Genomic DNA, 4,568 nt, shown 5'->3' on the forward strand with positions numbered 1-4,568 from the left:
AACGTGTGCTTGCACATGCGGCAGTAGAAACGCTGTAATCCCGCCTGATATCCCCAGCGATAAAAATGATTCGATTGGCAAACCGGACAAATCGGCTCAAAAGAACTTTCAAGCCACTTCGCCACCTCGATTCGTGGCACCATTCCACCAAGCTTATGTTTGGTCTGCTCTTTCTGACCGCGGCTAAGTTGCGTTATTTTTCCAACCCATTCCCGAAAATCAGAGGCTTTCATAATCGTGCCCTCCCTCTATTGATGTTCCAGCTCGTTGGACAAAAATGACTTTTCAACGTTTAATGCAGACATAGCCATTAGAAAGGTTATACAAAGCTGGCGTTGCGAAGTTGCACTTACCGTATATCGTTGAACGCGAGTTTCAAACGCAACAGCTAGCTCAATATAAATTAATAAGGTGAGGTAATTTAGATGCGTGCTCGAATAGATTTTATAAAAGTAAGCCATGGCTCTGGTGCCCGTCCCCAAGTCGGCCTCGAAAGACCAAGATCGACGTTATTAGCGAAGAGAGCGATGTTCCATCCTTCTAGATGCACAGTGCTGTTGTAAACAATTCCGTCAAGACGGCCAGCTTCAAAGTCATAGTCTCGAAAATATTCAGTGACTACCTGAGATGGCAAATAATCGACATGGACGCGTTGATCGCGAGCAACCGGAGTCATGATGTCGACTGCGAAATCGTGTAGAAACTTCAACCCAAGCCGATAATGCCGATCTGCTTTCGAGAAAATTCCAGGCACATGCGGCAATCGGCGTAAATCCAACACCAACAAGGATCGAGCAACGCTCCATTTTCCCATGCGGCTTTCCATTGTTCTCGTCTCAAGCAACGCGGTTTTTTGCGACGAAGCGAGATAGAACATCGGTATCCCAGGCGGGTTCATCCGATTGCTTTGTAAGGCGTGCTCTGCTGGCGGTGGTCCAAAGCTGGTCGCGGTCGCTTTCGCTCCTTTGTTGAGGTCTGGTCTGGCTCTCCATAGTTTGGTTCCAGCCGGAATCTCTCTAATTAGACCAATCACTTCGATGCTGTGGGCAATTTCATGGAGTAGTGAGGCTGGCGTAAACGAGTCGCGATCATCACTGCCATCCGATAGAAAGAAAAAACGACGTTTATGCTTAATGGTTTCACAAAACTGTCTCCAACTGAATTTAAGCGCCTCATCGTGGTCAAGAGCACCACAATCGTAGTCACACCATGCCTGGTCGGTGAGGTGGCCTAAAATTTCACGAAGGAGCCGGTCATTCTGAGCACGCGGGAAGGACAAGCCGATCTCATCGACAATCAGGTCGTAAGTATCCCAAGTCCTCCCTTGATACCCGCCCTCAGCGCTGACGTAAAATAATTGATTATCTGCAGAGCCCCAGTATTGTGATAGTCGCGATTCGATAAATGCGCATAGTTCGGATAACTTGCATGTCGGCGCATCGCGCTTTCCACAAGCGTCACATCCTCTTGGCCCGTCCTCATTAACTATCCAATCGCTCAAATCTTCATTATCAAAACATAAACTGCAAACACGTTCAATTGACAAAGGAAAAGCCCTTAAGGAAATTTCAATTATAAAATTACCTATCGATTTATTAAACGAGAATCGGCTTCATTGTGAAGGCATCATTGGGGAAAAATTTTTAGTGACGACAGTGTTGCCGAAGTCACATTGAGTCACCATCCCATTAATATGTGTTGTAGGATCAGAATAAAGTCGGTAACTTGGAAATAAAGTTGGTAACTTTTATCAGCTATTTTGTAAATTTTTACTAAATTTATTTAAATAAAGTCCGTCACTATCTCCGGTGTTACCTACTTTATTTTAACCCTATATAGTAAGACCTGTTACAGGCCAATATTTTGGATTAAAAATATGAATATATCTATTAACCAGCGACTGCTTACACTTGTTTTGGCTGTATTTATAACTAGCTGCTCAAGCACAAAGGTTTGGAAAAAACCAGAAGCATCAACCTCGGATCTGCGCAAGGATAGTTACCAGTGCGAAAAAGATGCCCGTCAATCCGACTTTGGCCCGGGAATTGTAGGAGGATCATTACGCCAGGAGTTCTACGACAGGTGTATGGAGTCTCATGGATGGACTCTTAAGGATGATAGCGAGACATATTAGAATCATGTGGCCCACGAATATCCCCCTGAATATGGGTGAAACCAACAGTTGTTTCAACAGCCGCTATCTCTAATAACCTGCATTCAGCGAGATTATGAACCAGGAATAAGTAAAAATCAGAGCACAGCTGTTAGTGCAACAAACGGCCGTTTGTTGCAACCCATTGATGCCCCTGTTCTCGGCATGGAGGTATGTGGTGAACCGCTTCCACAAACACAGTTCAAAAACAACATCCAATAACTGGCGCTACCGACGACTTCATGGATTAACGGGCAATCGCATTTATTGTTGGTTTGCACAGACCGAATGCTGGTCGATAGGAATAAGTGCAGGTTCATTTGCAGTTAATGCTGGTTTGCAGGGATGGATAGATGCAGTTATGGCTGGTTCATAATCTCGCTGAATGCAGATCGTTAAACCTATCTCTGCTTGGCCGCTTTGTACATGTCTTATATTGAATTAGGAGCGACACCATTCTAGAACCTCGACCTTCAAGCTCTATCGCTCTCAATACGCCTATCAGATTTACCCCGGATCCTTCAACATTGACTTACGCGGAGGTGGCCAAAAAAATCCGAAACCGACTACGTCGTTACTCCTTGATATCGATTATTAATGTAGGTCTGAATCATCTGACTCAGCAGCATGATAATAAAGAAAAGGCTCTTCGAGCGATGCCATGGTTGCCCGCACTTGTAATGAAACTAGCCATAGAAGACGAGATGATTTCTATGCACGGAGACCTTTGTCCTTCCGCAGAATTCGATGCTTGTTGTAACGCCATCTGGAATGCGAAGCGAGGGTTAGACGAAAGTGTGCAAGTAGCGCTACTGGGAGTGAGGGCATTAATGCATGCGCAATTCATATTCCAAAGATCCGAGACATTCGGTTTTTTGCGGTGGGCTGCGTTGATTTCACGTATTGACGCATCACACCCCTGTCGGAGCCTATTTGAGCGGGTATTTAGCATGACCCCCGATGATTTTATGATGGCGGCAATACTATTAATATCGCAATTTAAAAAGGAAGCTCCCCAACAGCCAATAGACTTGCGCGATTATTCGGCGTTACCCGAGGAATTGACAAAGCCGCTGTATCAACTCGTTAGATTATTATCCAAGGATTTAAGCGAGCTGCGGGTTCAGCTTCAAGGAGAGCTTCGTTCTCGATTAGATAGTAAAACTAAACGTTCTGCCAGGCAGGAGAGCGAACGACACGAATTCCCATGGTTGGCTAAATATCCTCTTTTAAAATTAGATCAAACAAGGGTGCTTGCTTGGAATCCCACCATTTTCTTTCACGGACTGGAAGAGTTCGTACATATTCGACTGTCTGAATTTGGTCAAGACTACACGGATAGCTTTAGCCAGGTGTTCGAGGATTATGTAATTGAACTCATCCAAGAATCTGGGACGCACGCTATCACTGACCAAGAATTTAAATGCCTCGGTAATAAGGGGATGTCGGCGGTGGATGCATTAATTCCGCACGCGGAAGGTAACGTTTTTATCGAATGTAAAATGAGCTTATTTGCAGACGCTGTATTGCTCTCTGATCATCCCCCTTTCGTTAGTGAGAAACTTAAACGTATTCGAAAAGCCATTGTTCAAGGTTGGAAAGTCGGGGATTTACTACGAAGCGATAAAATTAAGCTAAGTGATGCAAAATCTGCGGATAACGATTACCTGATTGTTGTGACAAGTCGCCAACTGCTCTTTGGAAATGGCTTACATCTTAAGCAAATGGTCGATGAGCAATTCTTTGATCACATATTTCCAGAATCAAACTTTATGTCGCCCAGCAAAGAACAATTATCGAGAATGCCTCCGCAGAACATTACAATTCTTTCAATAGAAGAGTTTGAGCATCTGGTCGGTGCAGTGAAATCCAAAAAGGTGACCTACTTGTCTTTTGTGCAGCAGTTATCAAAAAATGCAAGCAATCCAAAGACGGCTAAGATGGTGGCAGACCAAGAGATTAGGAAGTATGTCGACAAGTGGTATATTCCCAATTTGCTAACTAACTCCCGAGATCGCGTAGTAGCGCAATTGAACGCAGTCTTTAACTGTAGAGATCGAATAAAGTCGAGAACTTATAAATAGTAATGGTAACTCTGAAATATAGTTACAAACTTTATTAGGACAATTTTAGTAAAAATTTACTAAATAGCTGATAAAAGTTACCAACATTATTTTTCCTTTGGATTAAGGAAAGAAACAATATTGCGGTTATAAACCACAATTTATTTGTAGTAGTTCAGATTTGATCTGACAGCAGGTCTTGCCAAGAGGTGGGATTACCCAGTTTGATAGAGGTGCGAATCTTTATCAACCAAACGCGAAAGCGTAAAGGAGTAATCCCATGAGCAGTGTTCATCATAAAATCATTAAACACAAGATTGGCTTGCTTAATCTGGCAGCTGAGCTTGGCAATG

Annotated in this window: 3 protein-coding genes; 1 reads left to right on the forward strand and 2 read right to left on the reverse strand. The window is 43.6% G+C overall.

The window, feature by feature from the left end; all coding sequences use genetic code 11:
* Positions 1 to 233 (reverse strand): transposase-like zinc-binding domain-containing protein (locus tag B5D58_RS13205; protein ID WP_459543572.1); only part of this gene is annotated, 233 nt, incomplete at its 3' end.
* Positions 234 to 421: 188 nt separating this feature from the next.
* On the reverse strand, positions 422 to 1,546 hold the full coding sequence (locus tag B5D58_RS13210) for a HEPN-associated N-terminal domain-containing protein (RefSeq protein WP_011111361.1): 1,125 nt from the start codon (positions 1,544 to 1,546) through the stop codon (positions 422 to 424).
* A 1,133-nt stretch (positions 1,547 to 2,679) separates the two neighbouring features.
* On the opposite strand from B5D58_RS13210, the gene gapS1 reads away from it, so the two are divergent.
* A complete protein-coding gene (gene gapS1 / locus B5D58_RS13215) occupies positions 2,680 to 4,236 on the forward strand; it encodes a GapS1 family protein (RefSeq protein WP_011111362.1) in 1,557 nt (518 codons plus the stop codon).
* Positions 4,237 to 4,568: the final 332 nt, after the last annotated feature.

The sequence above is a fragment of the Nitrosomonas europaea genome (genome assembly GCF_900167395.1).
Classification (GTDB): domain Bacteria; phylum Pseudomonadota; class Gammaproteobacteria; order Burkholderiales; family Nitrosomonadaceae; genus Nitrosomonas; species Nitrosomonas europaea.